The sequence below is a fragment of the Ruegeria sp. C2 genome (genome assembly GCF_056537765.1).
Genome location: NZ_JBQFRZ010000002.1, coordinates 105,237 through 123,574, shown reverse-complemented (window position 1 = coordinate 123,574; position 18,338 = coordinate 105,237). Strand labels below are relative to the sequence as shown.

Annotated in this window: 22 protein-coding genes; 5 read left to right on the top strand and 17 right to left on the bottom strand. The window is 58.8% G+C overall.

All coding sequences use genetic code 11. From position 1 onward, the window contains the following. The first annotated feature begins 1 nt into the window (after position 1). Complete coding sequence (locus ACR0IV_RS10365; RefSeq protein ID WP_480660083.1) at positions 2-832, top strand: alpha/beta hydrolase; 831 nt, start codon at positions 2-4, stop codon at positions 830-832. A 61-nt stretch (positions 833-893) separates the two neighbouring features. On the opposite strand, the gene infB is transcribed toward ACR0IV_RS10365, so the two are convergent. From infB to pip, 6 genes are all read right to left on the bottom strand, one after another. Continuing rightward, positions 894-3,368 carry a translation initiation factor IF-2 gene (gene infB / locus ACR0IV_RS10360; RefSeq protein WP_480660082.1) on the bottom strand — a complete coding sequence of 825 codons (2,475 nt, stop codon included), beginning with the start codon at positions 3,366-3,368 and terminating at the stop codon, positions 894-896. 8 nt (positions 3,369-3,376) lie between these two features. Further along, a complete protein-coding gene (locus ACR0IV_RS10355) occupies positions 3,377-4,000 on the bottom strand; it encodes an RNA-binding protein (RefSeq protein ID WP_480660101.1) in 624 nt (207 codons plus the stop codon). Between the two features lie 22 nt (positions 4,001-4,022). Next, on the bottom strand, positions 4,023-5,636 hold the full coding sequence (gene nusA, locus ACR0IV_RS10350) for a transcription termination factor NusA (protein WP_480660081.1): 1,614 nt from the start codon (positions 5,634-5,636) through the stop codon (positions 4,023-4,025). Next, complete coding sequence (rimP, locus tag ACR0IV_RS10345; protein WP_010442531.1) at positions 5,636-6,226, bottom strand: ribosome maturation factor RimP; 591 nt, start codon at positions 6,224-6,226, stop codon at positions 5,636-5,638. Before rimP ends, nusA begins: the two co-directional genes overlap by 1 nt. A 160-nt stretch (positions 6,227-6,386) precedes the next feature. Further along, entirely contained in the window at positions 6,387-7,208 is an 822-nt protein-coding gene (locus tag ACR0IV_RS10340) for an ABC transporter substrate-binding protein (protein WP_480660080.1), read from the bottom strand. Continuing rightward, positions 7,205-8,182, bottom strand: a complete 978-nt coding sequence (gene pip, locus ACR0IV_RS10335) for a prolyl aminopeptidase (RefSeq protein WP_480660079.1) — start codon at positions 8,180-8,182, stop codon at positions 7,205-7,207. Before pip ends, ACR0IV_RS10340 begins: the two co-directional genes overlap by 4 nt. Before the next feature lie 48 nt (positions 8,183-8,230). Between pip and ubiG the strand changes: the two genes are divergently transcribed. Then, positions 8,231-8,980, top strand: coding sequence for a bifunctional 2-polyprenyl-6-hydroxyphenol methylase/3-demethylubiquinol 3-O-methyltransferase UbiG (gene ubiG, locus ACR0IV_RS10330; RefSeq protein WP_480660078.1), 750 nt, complete (start codon positions 8,231-8,233; stop codon positions 8,978-8,980). Positions 8,981-9,024: 44 nt separating this feature from the next. Here the strand turns inward: ubiG and ACR0IV_RS10325 are convergent, their stop codons facing one another. The 5 genes from ACR0IV_RS10325 to ACR0IV_RS10305 form a co-directional block, all read right to left on the bottom strand. Further along, entirely contained in the window at positions 9,025-9,621 is a 597-nt protein-coding gene (locus ACR0IV_RS10325) for an imm11 family protein (RefSeq protein ID WP_480660077.1), read from the bottom strand. 109 nt (positions 9,622-9,730) lie between these two features. Continuing rightward, positions 9,731-10,171 (bottom strand): MarR family winged helix-turn-helix transcriptional regulator, encoded by a 441-nt coding sequence (locus ACR0IV_RS10320; protein ID WP_170327795.1) that lies wholly within the window; start codon positions 10,169-10,171, stop codon positions 9,731-9,733. A gap of 14 nt (positions 10,172-10,185) precedes the next feature. Next, positions 10,186-11,016, bottom strand: coding sequence for a carbon-nitrogen hydrolase family protein (locus ACR0IV_RS10315; protein WP_480660076.1), 831 nt, complete (start codon positions 11,014-11,016; stop codon positions 10,186-10,188). After that, complete coding sequence (grxC, locus tag ACR0IV_RS10310) at positions 11,016-11,273, bottom strand: glutaredoxin 3 (RefSeq protein WP_480471104.1); 258 nt, start codon at positions 11,271-11,273, stop codon at positions 11,016-11,018. The genes ACR0IV_RS10315 and grxC overlap by 1 nt, the downstream gene beginning before the upstream one ends. A 37-nt stretch (positions 11,274-11,310) precedes the next feature. Next, positions 11,311-12,075, bottom strand: coding sequence for a double zinc ribbon domain-containing protein (locus ACR0IV_RS10305; protein ID WP_480660075.1), 765 nt, complete (start codon positions 12,073-12,075; stop codon positions 11,311-11,313). On the opposite strand from ACR0IV_RS10305, the gene ACR0IV_RS10300 reads away from it, so the two are divergent. Together ACR0IV_RS10300 and hemH are read left to right on the top strand one after the other, a co-directional pair. Next, positions 12,056-12,886 carry a methyltransferase domain-containing protein gene (locus tag ACR0IV_RS10300; protein ID WP_480660074.1) on the top strand — a complete coding sequence of 277 codons (831 nt, stop codon included), beginning with the start codon at positions 12,056-12,058 and terminating at the stop codon, positions 12,884-12,886. The genes ACR0IV_RS10305 and ACR0IV_RS10300 overlap by 20 nt on opposite strands. Positions 12,887-12,942: 56 nt before the next feature. Then, entirely contained in the window at positions 12,943-13,992 is a 1,050-nt protein-coding gene (gene hemH, locus ACR0IV_RS10295; RefSeq protein ID WP_480471107.1) for a ferrochelatase, read from the top strand. 82 nt (positions 13,993-14,074) lie between these two features. Here the strand turns inward: hemH and ACR0IV_RS10290 are convergent, their stop codons facing one another. Next, positions 14,075-14,257 (bottom strand): hypothetical protein, encoded by a 183-nt coding sequence (locus ACR0IV_RS10290; protein WP_005979327.1) that lies wholly within the window; start codon positions 14,255-14,257, stop codon positions 14,075-14,077. 139 nt (positions 14,258-14,396) lie between these two features. Beyond that, entirely contained in the window at positions 14,397-14,996 is a 600-nt protein-coding gene (locus ACR0IV_RS10285) for a L,D-transpeptidase (protein ID WP_480471108.1), read from the bottom strand. 168 nt (positions 14,997-15,164) lie between these two features. Here ACR0IV_RS10285 and dalA point away from each other — a divergent pair, with 168 nt between their 5' ends. Beyond that, positions 15,165-15,680 carry a divisome-associated lipoprotein DalA gene (gene dalA, locus ACR0IV_RS10280; RefSeq protein ID WP_480471109.1) on the top strand — a complete coding sequence of 172 codons (516 nt, stop codon included), beginning with the start codon at positions 15,165-15,167 and terminating at the stop codon, positions 15,678-15,680. 66 nt (positions 15,681-15,746) lie between these two features. On the opposite strand, the gene ACR0IV_RS10275 is transcribed toward dalA, so the two are convergent. The 4 genes from ACR0IV_RS10275 to ACR0IV_RS10260 form a co-directional block, all read right to left on the bottom strand. Next, positions 15,747-16,211, bottom strand: coding sequence for a PTS sugar transporter subunit IIA (locus tag ACR0IV_RS10275; protein ID WP_480471110.1), 465 nt, complete (start codon positions 16,209-16,211; stop codon positions 15,747-15,749). A 58-nt stretch (positions 16,212-16,269) separates the two neighbouring features. After that, on the bottom strand, positions 16,270-16,833 hold the full coding sequence (gene hpf / locus ACR0IV_RS10270; protein WP_170428456.1) for a ribosome hibernation-promoting factor, HPF/YfiA family: 564 nt from the start codon (positions 16,831-16,833) through the stop codon (positions 16,270-16,272). Positions 16,834-17,085: 252 nt separating this feature from the next. Continuing rightward, on the bottom strand, positions 17,086-17,844 hold the full coding sequence (gene lptB / locus ACR0IV_RS10265) for an LPS export ABC transporter ATP-binding protein (protein ID WP_480471111.1): 759 nt from the start codon (positions 17,842-17,844) through the stop codon (positions 17,086-17,088). After that, entirely contained in the window at positions 17,844-18,335 is a 492-nt protein-coding gene (locus ACR0IV_RS10260) for an LptA/OstA family protein (RefSeq protein WP_480471112.1), read from the bottom strand. Before ACR0IV_RS10260 ends, lptB begins: the two co-directional genes overlap by 1 nt. Between the last annotated feature and the right edge of the window lie 3 nt (positions 18,336-18,338).

The following is an 18,338-nucleotide window of genomic DNA, read 5'->3' as shown; positions in this document are numbered from 1 at the left end:
CATGCTGTATCGCGGTTTCACTCAGACCGAACTTGAGCAGGAATATTCCCCCAGCTCTATGGTCGGCGGCGATCTGACGCCGTACCTAACCAGCTATTGGGCACTCAGCGCGCAGGCGCGGGCCGAGATGACGGTTCGGGAAAACATCTCCTATAGTGATGGCCCAGAGCAGGTTCTGGACTTCTTCCCGGCCCCCGGCGCAGATGCGCCTTTGCATGTCTTCATCCATGGTGGCTACTGGCAAGCGCTCAGCCAACGCGAGTCGGCTCTGATGGCTCCGGTATTGCATGAGAACGGGCAAGCATTTGCCACTTTGAATTACACGCTCGCTCCTGAAGCCCGTTTGGGGCAGATGGTCAACGAATGCCGCGACGCATTGCTATGGCTTGGATCGCAGGCTGAGTCTCTTGGCTTTGATCCATCAAACATCATTCTATCGGGCCACAGTGCTGGCGCACATCTGGCAGCAATGGTTATGGCGACCTCTTCCAGCGCGTTTGCCCAAGCGGGTCTGCGGGTGCGCAATGTTATTCTGATCAGCGGAGTTTACGACCTCGAACCGATCAGTCTGACTTCTGTGAATGATCCCCTGCAACTGACCAAGGTCGAGATCCACGACCTCTCCCCTTGCCTGAACCTGCCCGCACCGGGGCCGCGCTACAGAGTGACGGTAGCGGAACGGGACACGCCCGAATTCATCCGCCAAAGCCGAGAATACGCAGAGCTACTGCGCAAGGCAGGGCATTCGATCAGTTTCGATCTGCAGCGGGGCAAGCATCATTTCGACATCATCATGCCCTCGGGCACGTTTCTGTCGTCGCGCAACGAATGACACTCAAACGAAAACAGCGGCCCGAATGGGCCGCTGCTTCGTGTTTCAATACTGAACCGGATCAATCCAGCGTGCGAGTAACCTCTTCGCGCTCGAAAATCTCGATCACGTCACCCTGACGGATATCGTCGTAATTCTCGAATGCCATACCGCATTCCTGACCCGACTGAACCTCGGCCACTTCGTCTTTGAAGCGCTTCAACGTCTTCAGCGTGCCTTCGTGGATAACCACGTTGTCGCGCAGCAGGCGGACCCCTGCGGAACGGCGCGCCACGCCTTCGGTGACCAGACAGCCAGCAACCTTGCCAACACCGGTGACCTTGAAGACTTCGCGGATCTCGGCGTAACCGATGAACTTCTCGCGGATCTCGGCGCTCAGCAGGCCGGATGCGGCGGCTTTCACGTCATCCACGAGGTCATAGATCACCGAATAGTAGCGGATTTCCACACCCTTCTGGTTCGCCGTGTTCCGGGCAGATGCGTTGGCACGGACGTTAAAGCCCATGACCGGCGCGCCGGAGGCTTCGGCAAGGCCAACATCCGTCTCGGTGATCGCACCAACGCCCGAGTGCAGAACGCGCACGCGCACTTCGTCGTTGCCGATTTTTTCCATCGCCTGAACGATGGCTTCGGCTGAACCCTGCACGTCGGCTTTGACGAGGATCGGCAGCTCGGCCACGTTCTCGTCTTCCTTGGCCTTCTGCATCAGCTGCTCAAGTGTGGTCGCGGCACCGGCGGCGGCGCGTTTGTCCTTGGCGGCCTGTTCGCGATAGGCGGCGATTTCACGCGCCTGCGCTTCGGTCTCGGTCACGTTCAGAACGTCGCCCGCTTCGGGCGTACCATTCAGCCCCAGAACCTCGACCGGAACCGATGGCCCGGCTTCCTTCACACGGTCGCCCTTGTCGTTGATCAGCGCACGGACCTTACCGTATTGCTCACCCACAACGAAGATATCGCCCTGACGCAGCGTGCCGTTCTGAACCAGAACGGTGGCCACGGGGCCGCGGCCCACATCCAGCTGTGCCTCGATCACGGCACCCTGGGCGGCGCGGTCGGGGTTGGCTTTCAGTTCCAGAATCTCGGCCTGCAGCGCGATGGCCTCCAGCAGTTCATCCAGACCCTGACCGGTCATGGCCGAGACCTCAACGTCCTGAACCTCACCCGACATCTTCTCGACGATGACTTCGTGCTGCAGCAGATCGGTGCGCACTTTGTCCGGGTTGGCTTCGGGCTTGTCGATCTTGTTGATCGCGACGATCATCGGCACTTCGGCCGCTTTCGCGTGGTTGATCGCCTCGATGGTCTGCGGCATCACGGCGTCGTCAGCCGCTACAACCAGAACCACGATATCCGTGACCTGAGCCCCGCGCGAACGCATCGAGGTAAAGGCCGCGTGGCCCGGCGTATCCAAGAAGGTCAGCGTGGTGCCGCCATCGGTTTTTACCTGATAGGCGCCGATATGCTGGGTGATGCCACCGGCCTCACCGGCCACAACGCGCGCGTCGCGGATTGCATCCAGCAGCGACGTTTTACCGTGGTCAACGTGACCCATGATGGTGATGACCGGCGGACGTGGCTTCAGATCTTCGTCGCTGTCTTCGACCTCTTTGATGACGTCTTCAACATCCGAATCGGAGACACGCGTGACCTTGTGGCCAAATTCTTCGATGATCAGTTCCGCAGTGTCAGCATCGATGGTCTGGTTCTGCGTGACCATCATACCCATCTGCATCAGCGATTTGACCACGTCAGCCACACGCTCGGCCATACGGTTGGCCAGTTCCGAGACCATGATCGCCTCGGGCAACTGCACGTCGCGGATCACCTTTTCCCGCTCGACCGGGCCGCCCATGGCTTTCTGACGCGCACGTTCCTGCTTACGCTTCATCGCTGCCATTGAGCGTTGGCGGTTGCCTTCGCCACCTGTGGCCTGACCCAGCGTCAGCTTGCCCGAGCGGCGGTTGTCATCACGACCCTTGCCACGACCACGCTGTTCGCGTTCACGATCCTGCTTACGCGGCGCGGCAGAAGGCGCAGGCTTGTTCGCCGGACCACGGGCCGGCTTTGCCTCTTCCGGCGGCGGCGCTGCGGCAGCGCGCTTGGCGGCTTCTTCCGCCTCCTTGCGCTTGCGCTCTTCCTCTTCGGCCTTGGCACGTGCTTTTTCTTCAGCCTCGCGCTGCTCGCGCTCTTTGGCTTCCTGTTCAGCCCGGCGGCGTGCGCGTTCTTCCTCGCGTGCCTTTTCCTCGGCCTCGCGGGCTGCGGCCTCTTCGGCCTCACGCGCCTTGGCGGCTTGCAACGCCTTCATACGGCGCGCCATTTCCGCATCGGAAATACCCGCCGGACGACGCGAAGGATCACCCGAGGGTGCCGCACCACCACTTGGTTTGGTCGCGCCCGGCTTGGGAACGACCACGCGTTTGCGTTTGGTCTCCACCACGACATTCTTGGTGCGTCCGTGGCTGAAACTCTGTTTCACATTTCCGGGGCGCGCCCCGCCACGAAGACCCAATGTCTTTTTGCCGTCACTATCGCTCATAAAGCTTCTTACCCTTCCGAGCGGCCCTTGCCGCCGTCATCCTTTTCGCGCAAGCCACGCAGGCGCTGCGCTTCCTCTACAACACGTTTGGCGAGTCCGCCAGAGGCCAAGGCCGCATGAATCACGGTTTGGCGCCCAAATGCCGCCCCAAGCTCATCCGCAGTCAGCCAGCCGATGTATTTCCCGAAATGCGGCGTACTGAGTTTCGACTTGCCGCGTCCCGATCCATCAGACGCCTGAATCAGCACCTGGGCCTCTTCCCGGTCCAGCCACGCCTTGACCTTTTCATACCCAGCAACTGCGTCGCCGGATTTGCGCGCCAGACTGATCAGCTCGATCACCCGCCGCGCCATCTGTTTTTCGACTTCGTCGGTCAGGTCCTTGGCCGCACTTACCTGCGCCTTGAACCCGCGCGAGAACAGTTTCTTGGCCACCGCCTTGTCCAGCGCGGCACGATCGGCCGCGACATAGACCCCACGCCCCGGCAGTTTCGCCGCAACATCGGGAAAGACCTGACCATCCGGCCCCGTCACAAAGCGGATCAAGCCATATTTAGGCTGAACCTCGCCCGTGGCGATACACTTGCGCTCAGGGCCTTCCGACCGATCCTTATGGACGCCACCGCGACCCATGTCAGCCACCCGAGGCCTGAGATCAGGCCTCGACCTCCTCGTCGGTTGCTTCGCCGTCTTCTTCGGCCTGCTCCAACTCGGCCGGATCAACCCAGCCCAGCATGATGCGTGCAGTCATGACTAGATCCTGAGCTTCTTCCAGCGTCACGCCGAAAGGTTCCAGAACACCGTCATCCTTGATGCGTTCGCCATCAACTGTGGTCCAGCCACCGGCCAGTTCCCAGTCAGCACAGGTTGCGAAGTCTTCCAGGGTCTTCACGTCATCCTTGGCCAGCGCCTCTACCATCTGGGGTGTCAGGCCTTCGAATTCAATAAGGCTGTCCTCGGCACCCAATGCACGGGCTGCATCCAGAGCCGCCTTGGCCTGAGCTTCCAGGAATTCGCGCGCGCGGGTCTGCAGTTCCTGCGCGGTGCCTTCGTCGACACCGTCGATCACCAGCAGTTCGTCGATTTCAACGTATGCCACTTCTTCAAGGTTGGTGAAGCCTTCGGAAACCAGCAGCTGGGCAAAGAATTCGTCCAGATCGAGCGTTTCCATGAACAGCTGAGTACGGGCTTCGAATTCCTTCTGACGACGCGCCGATTCTTCAGCCTCGGTCATGATGTCGATGTCCAGACCGGTCAGCTGGCTGGCCAGACGCACGTTCTGACCACGACGACCGATTGCCAGCGACAGCTGTTCTTCAGGAACAACAACTTCGATCTTGCCGGCTTCTTCGTCCAGAACCACCTTAGAAACTTCGGCGGGCTGCAGCGCGTTCACCAGGAAGGTCGGTTGATCTTCGTTCCACGGGATGATGTCGATCTTTTCGCCCTGCAGTTCGTTCACAACGGCCTGTACCCGGCTGCCGCGCATACCAACGCAGGCACCAACAGGATCGATCGAGCCATCATACGAGATCACTGCGATCTTGGCGCGCGAACCGGGGTCACGAGCCACGGCTTTGACCTCGATGATGCCATCATAGATTTCCGGCACTTCCATCTTGAACAGTTCAGCCATGAATTCCGGCGCGGTGCGCGACAGGAATATCTGGTGACCACGAACCTCGCGACGCACTTCTTTGATGTAGGCGCGCACACGATCATTCGGGCGATAGCTTTCGCGGCCGATCTTGTCATTGCGGCGCAGAACGGCCTCGGCACCACCCAGATCGACGATGACATTGCCAAACTCTTCGCGTTTGACCGCACCGTTGATGATGGTGCCTGCGCGATCCTTGAATTCTTCGTATTGGCGATCACGCTCAGCTTCGCGGACCTTCTGCAGGATGACCTGCTTGGCGGACTGAGCAGCAATCCGGCCCATTTCAACCGGCGGGACTTCTTCGACGAAGACGTCACCAACCTCGGGCGCTTCCATGTACTGTTTCGCCTGTTCGACGGTCATCTCGGCCTGATAGTTCTCAAGCTCTTCATCCTCAACCACGGTGCGGACGCGGGTAAAGGTCGCCTTGCCAGTCTTGCGGTCGATGCTGACACGGATATCCATTTCCGCGCCGTAACGGCTCTTGGCGGCGCGGGCGAGCGATTCCTCCATCGCTTCGACAACCAGGCCGGGGTCGATCATCTTTTCGCGGGCCACGGCCTCGGCGGTCTGCAGCAGCTCCAGCTGGTTGGCTGAGGTGATTGCCATCAGTTCGTCTCCTCTTCGGACCCTTCGGTCTCAATCTCGTCGAAAGCGTTTTCGTTCAGGGCACCGGCGTCTTTGCGCTGGCGCAGCATTTCCTTGATGAGGTCATCGGTCAGGACCAGCTTGGCATCGCTCAGCCAGTCGAATTGCAGACCGATGGTGATCGTCTCATCCCCCTCGGGGATGTTGATCAGAACCTCATCCCCTTCGATCCCGGCCAACTCGCCCTTGAAGCGGCGGCGACCATCTATCAGCTCGGCGGTCTCAATCTTGGCCTCATACCCTTCAAAGGTCTCAAAATCCTTGAGACGGGTCAGAGGGCGGTCGATGCCGGGGCTGGACACTTCCAGCGTATAGGCATCAAGGATCGGGTCCTCGACGTCCAGAGTGGCACTGACGGCGTTGGAAATCTCGGCGCAGTCATCCACTTCGATGCCGCCATCAGGCTTGTCAGCCATGATCTGCATAGTGGTGGTCTTACCGCTCATCAGGCGGATGCGCACCAGCTCATACCCCAGATCCTCGATCACGGGGGTGATGATCTCGGCCAGTCGCCGGTCAATGGCAGCTTTGGCTATTAGGTCGTTTGTCATTCAGGTTCTCTACCCTGTCATCGGGCACAAAAAAACGGGCGCGCGGCCCGTCGAATTTTCCGGTGGAGCCCCGGACCAGAAGTCCAACGCGCCGCTGTTGCAACTGCATATACGCAGGAGTTTCCGAGTCTGCAACCCCCGGCGCACATCGTGATCGGATTTACGCCAGCCACCACCTTTCGGCAATGCGCCCATCGTCCAGCGCTGTTGCCCGTCCGATCTGACGCGGCATGCCAACATGCGCAGTTACGGCCAGCGCCATCTCGGCCTCGGAGGGATGATAGCGCAGTCCGCGCTGCGCTATCAGATCTTCGCCAGCAGGCAGCGCCGCAATATCTACAAAACCATCGCGCAACGCCTCGGCCCGCACTCTGGCATCCGGGATCACGATTATCTCAATCTCGTCGGCCCAGCCTGCCGTCCCGCTTTTGTAGTGGCCAACGACCCTGCGCGCCAAGAAATGGCGTTCATCTTCTGCCCGCTCAACCCGATAGCAAGCGGTGCCATTGGCCTGCGCCAGCGGCGTAACGCCCTCTCCCTCGCGCGTGATGACAAAACGGGGATTCGCCAACAGAAATGGCAGACCCGGATTGCCCTCGGTCAGTTGCAGCCGCACACGATGATGGGCGAGAGCCTCGGCCTGACCAACCTCGCTCAGAACGGCCAGAACATCGTTTACATCCAGCTTAGAGCCGTCGTGGAACACCACATCGTCGCGCAGATCAAAACTCCAGACTCGAGCGTCGGCGTCGGTCTGCCAACTGGTCGCAAGCTCTCCGCGCAGCGTGCCATCGGGCGCAATCTCGGTCAGAGTGTCAAAGACTGCGCCCCGCGCCACCTGTTCAAGGCTGTTGTCACGCGGCACTGCCAGCCGCAGCGTACCGCCCTGTTTCGGCGTATCTGCCAATGATGTCCCCGTCGCCGCCAACAACGCGGCAGCGGCACCCGAGGCAAATAACGCGCGACGATCGATACGGGTCATACCATCCCCTCCGCCACGCGATCCATGATCCGGACCAATTCAGCACTGATCCCCGGTTCCGACAACGCATGCCCGGCCTGCCGCACCATCTTGAGTTCGGCACTTGGCCAGCGTTCCGACAGGTTCCATGCGGACTGCGGTGGGCAGATCATGTCATAGCGTCCCTGAACGATGTGACCAGGAATATGGGCAATCCGGTCCATCTGATCCAGTATTTGCCCATCATACTCAAGAAACGCCTTGTTAACGAAATAATGGTTCTCAAGCCGCGCAAAGGTCCGCGCGTACTCACCTGGGCTTTCCCCGACCGACCCGTTGGTGTGGATCGAGGCAAGCGCGTTTTCCCAATGCGACCAGGCGCGGGCATAGAGGATCTCTGTCGCGCGATCGCCCGAAAAGAGACGCTTGTTATATGCCGCGATGGCGTCTTTCACCTCCTGCTCAGGCAAGAGCGAGGTGAACTTGGCCCATTGCTCGGGCCAGAACTTGCCCGCGCCGCCGCCATAAAACCAATCCAGTTCAGCCTGTGTGGCCAGAAATACACCGCGCAGCACCAAGCGATTTACGCGGTCGGGATGGGTTTGCGCATAGACCAGCGCCAGCGTCGCGCCCCAGCTGCCGCCAAAGACGATCCAGTCATTGATGTCGAACAATTTGCGCAGACGCTCGATATCCGCCACCAGATGCCAGGTCGTATTGTTCTCGACCGATGCGGTAGGGCGCGATCGGCCACATCCACGCTGGTCAAACAGAATCACCCTATACGCCTGCGGGTCGAAATACCGCCGCATCGCCGGGCTGCAGCCGCCGCCCGGCCCGCCATGCAGAATCACAACCGGTATCCCATCAGGATTACCGCATTGTTCCACATAGATACGGTGCCCATCGCCCATATCCACCACGCGCTGATCAAAAGGATCGATCGGCGGGTACAGATATTGAACTGCGCGCTTTTGGTCCGGGTACTTATCCATTACGGCCCTATATAGTCCTTAAGCGTAAAAGAGCACACGGAGACAGGAATGCAAGCGCATCCGAACACGGTTGACCCGTCCGAGATCGCAAAATTCGAGGCGATGGCTGCGGAATGGTGGGACCCGCATGGGAAATTCAAACCTCTGCACATGCTGAATCCGTGTCGTCTGGATTATATCACACAGCAGATCGCAGGCGAGTTTGACCGTGATCTTAAGGTCGCGAATCCCTTCGAAGGGCTGCGCCTGCTGGATATCGGTTGTGGCGGAGGGCTGCTGAGCGAACCCATGGCTCGCCTCGGAGCTGAAGTCGTCGGAGCAGACGCCGCCGAAGGCAACCTGCCCGTCGCGCGTATCCACGCCGAACAATCGCGGCTGGATATCGACTATCGCCACACTACCGCAGAAGACATGGCCGCTGCAGGTGAACAGTTCGACGTGGTGCTGAACATGGAGGTGGTCGAGCATGTCGCCGACCCTGCCGGTTTCCTGACCGCGTCACAGCACTTGCTGAAACCGGGCGGGTTGCTGATCTGCTCGACCATCAACCGCAACCCAAAATCCTATGCGATGGCCATTTTCGGGGCCGAGGTCGTCATGCGCTGGCTGCCCCGCGGCACGCATGAGTGGAACAAGTTTATCACCCCCGACGAGCTGTTCGACCTGCTGCGCCAAGCCGGGCTGGAGCCGGTGGACCGCAAGGGATTCGTCTTCAACCCGATCCTGTGGAGCTGGTCGATCTCGGACCGGGATTTGAGCGTGAATTATGTGACGGCGAGTGTGAAACCGGGGTCGTAGATTGGGTGTTCGCACCTGTCATGCAATCGCTGGTCCATGCGCCACTAAGACAGATACCGGACGAAGGACTCGATTTTCTTAAAACCCTTGAAACCTCTATTCTCAGCAGCTTCTAAAAACGCATCGGAAACACAAAAGCGGTCTCGCAAATAACTGTCGGCAAATACGTGGCGGTTCTTGATTTTGTCGTTGCGCCAAACCAGCTTGGGCCAAGCCGAACTGCTGTAGAATCTAATCCTTCCTTTACGCGCGACTGGCTGGACATCAGACTCGTCGTCGATGACTCCGTCGTCGATGAAGTCCGAGAACTTATGAAGAAAATACTCGTCCTCGATAATGCGCCCATCATCGCAATGCAGGACGACTGGATAGTAAAGGCTGTGCCCCGGGTCCATTTCTTCGATCAAATCGCGGAACGCTTGGCTGACAAGCACAACACCCAAACTTCCGCCTCTCATTAAGTCCGTTAACTCTGTGTGCGATGAGGTTTGCTGAAAATCCAAAGGGTATTCGCTTTTGGAAATTTCTACCGTCGGCATATAAATCTTGGGTGTCGTCCTGTCGGCACCAGTCGTCAGATCTCGCAACGCCCACGTCACATCTTCGTAGTCTGAAATACTCTCATGAAGAATCCACGGCATTCTTGTTCATCCCTAAATTCTCACCAAGCAGAATGATCTAACCCGTTCTTTCATCGAACATTGCCAATTGGTTGAATTCTATTGTCTGACGGGGCACCGCTTTCAAGCCTTACTCCCCCTCCAACTGCAACCGCAAATCCCGCAGCACGGGCAATGTACTCCGCACCCGCTCCAGCCCCAGCTCTCCGACCACGCGGTTGATTAGCGGTGCAATCGAGGAAATCGCCTGATCCCGAGCCCTGCGACCGGCGGGGCTGATGGCGACCATCTTGCGGCGGGCGTCGTCCCAGTCGGGGCGGATGTGGATGTATCCGGCCCATTCCAGCTTGGCCAAAGTGTTGGTCATCGCCCCGCGCGTGACGTGGAAGGTGCTGGCCAGTTGAGCAGGCGTGCGCTCGTCTCCGACAAAGACCAGATGGTTCAGCACCGAAAAATGCGAGATTTCCATACCCTTGGGCAGCACCCGGCTCAGCCGGTTGCGCAACAGTTGGTCTGCAGTCAGAATCTCGCTGAACAGCGTGACCGCAAGGGCATTGTGTTCGTCAGTCATGGTCCGGTTCTGAATCAGGGCCCGTCGAAAGGCCGCACGTGAGTCAATGAGGGCACGCGACGGCGCGCCTCTGTCACAGAACTATCATCCAAATCGAAAATGTGAATGCCCGGATCGGTACCTGCGTCGATCAGCACCTCCCCCCATGGGGCAACAACCATGCTGTGACCGTGGGTATAGCGCGTCTTGCCGCGCGTTTTCGGATGCTCACCCGTCTGGGCCGGGGCGAGCACCCAACACCCGGTCTCAATCGCGCGTGCGCGCAGCAATGGTTCCCAATGCGCCGCGCCGGTCACCGGAGAGAATGCAGCCGGGACGGTGAGAATCCGCGCGCCTGCCTGCGCCAGAGCGGCATGCAGATAGGGAAAGCGGATGTCGTAGCAGATCGTCAGGCCGACCTTGCCGAAATCGGTGTCAACAATCACCGCTTTCTGGCCGGGGCGGTAGTTTTTCGATTCGCAGAAGGTCTCGGATTCGGTGACCTGCACGTCGAACATGTGAATCTTGTCATAACGCGCTACGATCCGCCCCTGCGGATCAATCATAAAGGAGCGGTTCGCAAAGCGTTTATTAGCATCGTGAGTCTTAATGCCCAACGAACCGATCAGAAGCCAGACACCTAATTCAGCAGCCTGCGCACGCAGACCCGCCAGGGTAATGTCTTCTTCTTCATGCTGCAGAACCTCGCGCTGCCGCGTGGTGCTGGTGGACACGCAATTCGTCACCTCTGGCGTCAGAATGAAACGCGCGCCCTGATTGACCGCCTCGGCCATCATGGCGCGCACCATATCCAGATTTCCGGCCGGGTCGTCCGACGAAGTGATCTGCAGCAGAGCGGTTTTCATCAGGCCGCGAGCAGACGGTCCAGCTTGCCCTGACGCTCCAGCTCATAGAGGTCATCGCAACCGCCTACATGGGTCGTACCGATGAAGATCTGCGGCACAGTGCGTTTTCCACCCGCACGTTTGATCATCTCGGGCTTGCGTTTGGGGTGCATCAAGACATCGACCTCCTTGAACTCGACACCCTTCTGTTTCAGCAGACGCTTGGCCGCGTGGCAAAAGCCGCATAGCGGCGAAGTATAGATTTCTACCGGTTTCATATTCCGTCCCTTCGGGTTTCGCGCAATCTTGGGCGAATTAGGCATCCTTGGCAACGCGCGCCAGAGCCAACACGAAAATATGATTTGCCCCTGCGACCTGACACACACGGGTGCAGGCCGCCAGCGTCGCGCCAGAGGTCATGACATCATCAACCAGCAGGACGTCTCGCCTCTGCATATGCTGCAAACGCCGAGGATGGACCGAAATCGCGTCCTGCAGGATCTCTGCCCGCTCGTGCGCCGTTTTACCATCCAGTACCGGGGTGCGCCTGGTACGCCTAAGCAGGTCAGGCACGCAGTCCAGACCGACCTCACGCGCCAAATGCTGCGCCAACAGGGCAGATTGGTTGTAGCGTCGCTTCAGCAAGCGCGACCAATGCAGCGGCACGGGTGCGATCAGCATGTCAGACCGCAACAGCTCACGCCCCGCCTGAGCCATCCAGCGCGCCGCAGGGCGCGCCAGTTCCGGTCGATCGCCGTGTTTCAGCGCCAAAATTAGTGATCGCGCTTTTCCCTGATAGAGTAGCGCCGCTCGCCCGGCTTGCCACGGCGGAGGCCGTTTCAGGCAATCGTCACATTCGATCCGGAACCCGTCACGATCGCCGACGACCGGTACGCCGCAGCTCTCGCAGACCGTGCCTCCGATGAAGGGCGTGTCCCGCCAGCAGGGGCCGCACAGGCCGAAATCGGTGTCCGTCAATGCGCCGCAGCCCATACAACGCGGTGGATAGATAAGTTGGATAGCGGTTTGAATCCGCTGCGCTATGCGATACTTGCGAGCTATGAAACTGCCCGAGTCCACTGCACCCTCTTTGTTTGACCGCGCCGCCATCCTGCAGCACCGCGCGCGCGCGCAGGATAACGCGCTGTTCCTGCACCGCGCTGCTGTTGACGAAGTGCAGGATCGGCTCTCCATGGTTAACAAAGCCTTTACGGCGCCCGCTATCGTGAGCCCATTTCCGCATCTCTGGTCTGATATTCTGCCTAGCGCGGTGGTTGTGGCAGATGAAGACACCCTGCCGCTGCAACCCGGCGCACATGATCTGGTGATCCACGCGATGGCGCTGCATTGCGCCAATGATCCGGTTGGGCAATTGATCCAATGCCATCGTGCGCTGAAGCCCGATGGACTGCTGCTGGTCGTATGCCTGGGCGGAGAAACCCTGCATGAATTGCGCGCAGCCCTTGGGCAAGCCGAGATTGAGATAACCGGCGGCCTCAGCCCGCGAATCGCGCCCATGGGCGAGCTACGCGATCTGGGAGGGCTGCTGCAGCGAGCCGGGCTGGCCTTACCCGTGGCGGATGCCGTCCCGCTGACGGCCGAATACCGGGATATCTGGCACCTGATGCGCGATCTCAGGGATATGGGTGAAACCAATGCGCTCAGCGGGCGGTTGAAACGCCCGACATCAAGTGCGGTGTTCGAGGCTGCGCAACGTATCTATGCGGATCACTTCGCCACCGCTTCGGGGCGGCTGGCCGCTACGTTTGAACTGGTGTGCCTGACCGGATGGTCGCCGGACGAAAGTCAGCCCAAACCCCTGCGCCCGGGATCGGCGCAAATGCGTCTGGCAGATGCGTTGAAGACGGAAGAGGGCAAACTGCCCGATTGACGGCTGGGCATTTCCCTTTATCTCAGGCCAGAACACGAAAACTCAGGAAGCTTCATATGTTTGACGCCACTCGCCCAACGCATGCACCGACCGATCATCCCAAGGTCAAAATGGGGCGTGTCGGCATTCTGCTGGCCAATCTGGGCACGCCAGACGATTACAGCTATTGGCCCATGCGTCGCTATCTGAACGAGTTTCTGTCGGACAAGCGGGTGATCGACTACCCAGCATGGAAATGGCAGCCGATCCTGCAGGGGATCATCCTGACCAAACGACCTTTCAGCTCGGGCGAAGCCTACAAGTCTATCTGGAACCACGACAAGGGCGAGAGCCCGTTGATGACGATCACCAAGGATCAAACCGCCAAGCTGCGCGCCGCGCTGCAAGAACGCTACGGCGATCAGGTGATGGTCGATTTTTGCATGCGTTACGGCAACCCTTCAACCCCCTCGAAGGTGCGCGAGATGGTGGCAGAGGGCTGCGACCGCATCCTCTTCTTTCCACTCTACCCTCAATATGCGGGCGCCACGACGGCGACCGCGAATGACCAGTTCTTCCGCGCTCTGATGGCCGAGGCCTGGCAACCGGCCAGCCGCACGGTGCCCGCATATTTCGACCAACCGGCCTATATCGACGCGCTGGCAGGCTCGGTCGAGCGCGCATATGCCGCCATGGAGACCAAGCCGGATATCCTTGTATGTTCCTACCACGGGATGCCGGAACGCTATCTGCAGCAGGGCGATCCCTATCACTGCCAATGCGTCAAAACTTCTAGACTGCTGAAAGAACGGCTCGGTTGGTCGGATGATCAGCTGGTCTCGACCTTCCAGTCGCGTTTTGGACCCGAGGAATGGCTGAAACCTTATACCGTAGATCACGTGGCTGATCTGGCGCGTCAGGGGAAGAAGAACATCGCTGTCATCGCACCCGCCTTCTCGGCCGATTGCATCGAGACGTTGGAAGAGATCAATGAAGAGATCAAGGAAAGCTTTGAGGAAGCCGGAGGCCAATCGTTCACCTATATCCCCTGCCTTAACGACGAGGATGCGCATATCGCGGCACTGGGCAAAGTGATCGAAGACAATCTGCGCGGCTGGCTGGACTAACCGGCACTAAGCCGCATCTTGCAGGCATGAAAAAAGGCGGAGGGACAACCCACCGCCTTTTCCCTGAGTTAATGCTCGTCGATTAGCCTGCGGCAACAGCTGCAGCAACAACAACCAGCAGGATCAGCGGCAGGATGATGCCCTGCGACGAACCCTGAGTTTCTTCGACAACAACAGGTGCTTCAACAACCGGCTCTTCCAGGTTGCCAGCATAAGCGGTCGAAGCAGCAGCAGTCAGAGCAGCGGCGAGAACGAGTTTCTTCATATTAACCTCCAGAATTTGCGCGATTCCCAATAGCGAAACCGCACATCTAAGACTTACCTCGTGAGTTTTTCTAATCAGCAATACCGCCGGATTGCAATTGCAACTTGCGCCACAAGCGGGTTCGTGCGCGAAAATGTCGTCAAATTAGCAACACTTGCGTGCCAACATTGGCCATTGCAAACAGCTCAGCGATGTCTTCGTTGAACAGTCCGATGCAGCCATTTGACGACCGGCGCCCGATTTTGCGCGTATCGTGGGTGCCGTGGATGCGGTAATATTTCCAACTCAGATACAAAGCGTGTGTTCCCAATGGGTTATCCGGACCCGGCGGAATATAATCCGGCCATTCCGGATTACGCTTTTTCATCGACGGCGTTGGTGACCAGCTTGGACCTTCGACTTTGCGGATAACGCTGGTGCGTCCGCGGCGGGTCAACTCTTCGGTCAATGGCACCGAAGATGGGTAAAGTTTGTACACGGATTGATCTTCTGACCAATAATGCAGCGCCCGCGAGACGGTATCGACCAGAATGGCCCCGTTATTGGTGTTTGAGAAGTACGGCTGCCAATCGAGTGCACGGAACCCGGACACATTGCGGCGCACAGGTGCTTCGGGTTCCGGGGCAGGGCGCAGCGGATCACCTGGGATGTACTGAGCCAGCGCCGGTGACGCGAGGCTAGCCGAGGCAGCTGCCAGAAATGCGCGGCGCGTTTGGGTAACAATCGGTTTCTTGACCATGACGAGCGGTCCTTTGCTAAGGTCGAATGCAAATTCTGGAACATTTTATGGCCAGAATGCTTCAGTCGCAAATCAAACCGGCAGAATCATGCAAGCTTGGGCCATTGTGCATTTGCCCCGAGCCTTCAAGCGAGCTATTTCCCTTGAAACACAGAATTCAGGCCAATCATGACACGTATTCTTTCTCTTCTGACGATTTGTACCCTCGCTCTGGCGGCATGCACCGATTCGGGCACCACGACGATTGGGGCTGACGGCAGACCTCTGCCTTCGGTCTACAAGATTCGCGGCAATCCAGAAAAACTGCAGTTCCGCATGCTGGATTCAGTGAATGCCCTGCGGCAGGCATCCGGCCTGCAACAGGTCCAATTGAACTCACAACTGAACGCGGCTGCCGCCACTCATGCGAAAGACATGGCCCGGCAGAACCGTCCCTGGCACTTCGGCTCAGACGGTTCGTCACCGCTCGATCGAGCGGCGCGGGTCGGATATTTCGGTACGTTTCTGGGCGAGGCGATCTCGGAAACCTATGAAACCGAAACCGAAACGCTGGCGGCCTGGATGCAGGAGCCCGGGCCGCGCTCGGTCATCATGGATCCGAAAGCAACCCAAATGGGATTTGCCTGGCACCAGGAAGGTGGCGGCAAGATCTGGTGGACGCTGGAAATGGGAACCGGCGGCTGAGCACCCATCGCTTGAAACAAGAAAGCCCCCGAATTTCGGGGGCTTTCTTGTTTGTGTTGCGCCCAATTAGGCAGCCTGTACCGATTGGGCCTCAGTTAAAATCGCATACAACTTAACTGGATCGGGGTTGGCCCGCAGCTTGGCGCAAACGGTCTGTTCGCGCAGTGTGCGAGAAACCAAGGCCAGTGCTTTCAGGTGTTCGACGCCTGCCTCTTCCGGCGCAAAAAGCGAAAAGGCCAGATCAACGGGCTGACGGTCGACCGAGCCGAAATCGATGGGCTTTTCCAACATCACGAAAACCCCCGAAACCTCCTCCAGCTCGGGCAATCGCGCGTGCGGCAAGGCAACACCATGGCCCACGCCCGTCGGCCCCAGGCTCTCGCGCTCAAGCAGGCTGTCAACGACGGCCTGTGCTTCCAGACCCAGCGTAGCGGCGGCGACATCGCCGATTTCCTGAAACAGACGCTTCTTGCTGGACGCGGCTGACAGCACACGCACCGCCTCGGGCTTCAGAATGCTCGAAAGCTCCATGATCTTGCTCCTCGACCTTGCCCCCAGTTTTTGGGGGCAGGCCAGTTATCCTTGCCTGTTACGGATCGATCCATCCGATATTGCCGTCATCACGACGATAAACGACATTCAATCCGTCCTTGTTCTCATTCCGGAACACCAGCACCGGGGCGCCGGCGAGTTCCATCTGCATAACGGCTTCACCAACACTCAGCGATGGGATCTTGGTTTCCATCTCAGCCACAATCATCGGCTGCAACGATTCGGGCTCATCTGCCGTCTCCGATTCGTCAGAAGCGAGGATATAAGAGGACGCGCCGAAGAGTTCAACTGGCTCGGACCGATCCTTGTGGTGGTCTTTCAGGCGGCGCTTATAGCGACGCAGTTGTGTCTCCATCTTGTCACAGCAGCCCTCAAATGCTGCATAGATCTCGGTCGCGTGCGCCTTGGCCTGAGCGGTCAGACCGGTCGACAGATGCACGGTGGTCTCGCATACATATTCATGCGCCGAACGGGAAAAGACGACGTTGGCGTCCGTCGGTCGCTGAGCATATTTGCCCACGACCTCGCCCAGTTCGGTCTGCACATGAGTTTGCAGGGCCGCACCGATGTCGATCTGTTTTCCGCTGATTTGGTAACGCATGTGATCTCCTTCACAATTCACACCCATTCTGACGCCACATAGCGTGGCGGACTTGTTTTTATCGGGTGGGGGGTCGCAGCAGAGTCTGCGGTTGCCGTTGATCCAGCCCTTCAAAGAAGGGGCATCGCGATCCAGTCTGGAACCGAAGACTTGCCATACCCCAATTGAGCCAAGAGGCGGGGGAAGAGTCAATCAAAACAGGTGTGTATATACCAAATTTCCGCCATGCGTCCGGCACAATCCCGTGCAAGCTCATGAAATACGGAAGTTTTCGCCCAAATAAACCCGACGCACGTTTTCGTTTTCCACCACCTCGTCCGGGGTGCCGGACATCAGAACCTGTCCATCGTGCAGAATATAGGCGCGGTCCACAATTTCGAGTGTTTCACGCACGTTATGGTCGGTGATTAGAACACCGATACCGCGTTTCTTCAGGTCGGCCACCAAAAGGCGGATATCCCCGACACTGATCGGGTCAACCCCGGCAAAGGGTTCATCCAGCAGCAGATATTTCGGATCCGCAGCCAGACAACGCGCAATCTCAACCCGGCGACGTTCACCCCCTGAAAGCGCGAGCGCGGGTGCGCGGCGCAGATGTTCAATCGAGAAGTCCGACAGCAGCTCTTCCAGCCGCTCTTTGCGGCGATGAGCATGTTTGACGGTGATGTCCAGCACGGCAGCGATGTTGTCTTCAACGCTCATGCCGCGGAAAATCGACATCTCTTGTGGCAGATAGCCGATCCCCAGACGCGCGCGGCGGTACATCGGCAGGGTCGTGACGTTCTGGCCGTCAATCGTCACGCTGCCCGCTTCGGGGAAGACAAGCCCGGCAACCGAATAGAATGTCGTGGTCTTACCCGAACCGTTTGGTCCGAGCAGCGCAACCACCTCGGACCGGCCCAGTGTCATCGAGACATCCCGGATTACGGTCTTTTTGCGGTAGGATTTCCGCAACTTCTCGATCTTCAGACCGGAAGTGCCCTCAGCGACAGACAGGTTCGGGCGGTTCATCAATTCTGGCCCTGCTGCAATATGGTCTTCACCCGCCCTGACATCGTTGCCGTGCCCGAGGTCAGGTTCGCGATCATCTGATCTCCGCTGATCACGCTGGGCCCCTGCGTCAGCAGCACATTCCCTTTCATCTCGATCACACCAGTATCGATGGTGTATTCGGCCCAATCGCCCTCGGCCGCGTCCGGTGGGCTGACCAGAACCACATTTTCGGTGGCCTCCATCCGTTCAATGGCCGAACGTTCTTCATTATAGATCACCAGCACCCGCTCAGCGGTCAGGCGCATTTCACCCTGGATGACGATCACATTGCCCAGAAACTCGGCCGAGCCGTCTTCCTGGTTCACATTCAAAGTCTCGGACGTCACCTCGACGGGCAAGGTCGGGTCGGCTTTGACCGCCCCAAAGGCAACTTGTGCTTCTTGCGCTGACAGGGGCGCTGCTCCGGCGATCAGAGCGAAACAAACAGAGGCAACACGAAAATCAAACACGGG